The organism is Saccharopolyspora sp., assembly GCF_017434145.1.
GTDB lineage: Bacteria > Actinomycetota > Actinomycetes > Mycobacteriales > Pseudonocardiaceae > Saccharopolyspora_C > Saccharopolyspora_C galaxeae.
Window position 1 is genome coordinate 1 of sequence record NZ_JAFRFW010000018.1, and the last position, 1,500, is coordinate 1,500.

The window sequence follows — 1,500 nt, forward strand, 5'->3', positions numbered from 1 at the left end:
CGGAGACCTGCTCGGCTCGGGCACCTGCGGCAACGGCGGCTGCCTCGCCGAGCTCTGGGGGCGCGGACGAGAGGATCTTCCGCCGCTGCGTCCCGGTGACACCGTCGCGCTCACCGCCGAAGGGATCGGCGGCATCGCCAACACGGTCGTGCCGGGCGCACCGGTGAAACCGTTGCCACGGGCGCGGAAACAGCCGCGCGAACGACCCTGACTGCACGCAGCGCAACCACTTGCCCGCTGTTGATAACTCCGCGTAATGTCATCGCCACACTTGCGTCCTGCAACCGCGAGGTGCCCGATGACGAACGTGCCCCCTACGCCGAACGCGACCCCGCCCTCGAACGCGGCCCCGAACGCGACGCTGCCACCTGGCCCGTCCACGCCCCGTTCGCTGCAGGCCGTGCGCGCCCTGTTCTCGCCGCGGCTGGGTCTGCCGCGACTGCGCGCCCGGTACGGGGACACCGTCACCATCCAGCTGCCGGTCTACGGCAAGGCGGTGGTCATCAGCGACCCCGCCGATGTCAAACAGCTGTACCGGACCAGCCCGGAGATCGCCGACAAGCTCGACGCGAGCCTGGGACGGGTGCTGGGTTCCGGGTCGCTGTTCTCGATCACCGGCGAACAGCACCGCAAGCAGCGCAAACTGCTCGTCCCGCCGTTCCACGGCCGCCGGCTCGGCGCCTACGAGCGGATCGTCGAGCAGGAAGCGCTGGCCGAATTCGCGCAGTGGCCGCAGGATCGGCTGTTCGCGACGCTGCCATCGATGCGACGGCTCACCCTCAACATCATCCTGCGCGCGGTGTTCGGTGCGCGGGCCGCCGAGTCCGACCGGCTGCGCGAGCTGCTGCCGCGGTTGGTGACGCTGGGTTCCAAGCTGGTCGTGCTCCCGGTGCCGGCGAACGGTGTCGGACCGTGGAACCCGTGGCAGCGGTTCCGGGAATTGCGAGCCGAATACGACCGGGTCATCGCGGGAATGATCGATCGCGCCGAGCAGGACGCCGATGTGGACGAACGCGACGACGTGCTGGCGCTGCTGCTGCAGAGCCGCTACGACGACGGCTCCCGGATGGACCGCGGCGAGATCGCCGACCAGCTGCTCACGCTGCTCTCGGCCGGGCACGAGACGATCACGACCACGCTGGCGTGGGCGGTGGAACGGCTGCGCCGGCATCCCGCGGTGCTGCGCGAACTCACCGCGGAAGTCGATGCCGGCGGCAGCACCCTGCGCGCGGCCGCGATCATCGAGGTGCAGCGGACCCGGCCGGTGGTCATCCTCACCGAGCGCAAGATCAAGGCGGATGGCCTGCAACTGGGGCGTTGGTGGCTGCCGAAGGATTCCATCGTGTTCACCAGCATCGATCTGATGCACCGGGACCCGCGGTTGTTCCCGGACCCGGACACGTTCGATCCGCACCGCTTCGTGGACGCGAAACCCGATGCGTACCAATGGATTCCGTTCGGTGGCGGCAATCGGCGTTGCATCGGTGCGGCGTTCGCGAC

The 1,500-nt window shown here is 69.5% G+C and carries 2 protein-coding genes; both read left to right on the plus strand.

Annotation, left to right across the window (positions count from 1 at the left end):
- Positions 1–211: fumarylacetoacetate hydrolase family protein (locus IJH84_RS00415; protein ID WP_367268925.1), on the plus strand; the 211-nt coding region annotated here is incomplete at its 5' end.
- An 87-nt stretch (positions 212–298) separates the two neighbouring features.
- Positions 299–1,500 (plus strand): cytochrome P450 (locus IJH84_RS00420; protein WP_295138829.1); only part of this gene is annotated, 1,202 nt, incomplete at its 3' end.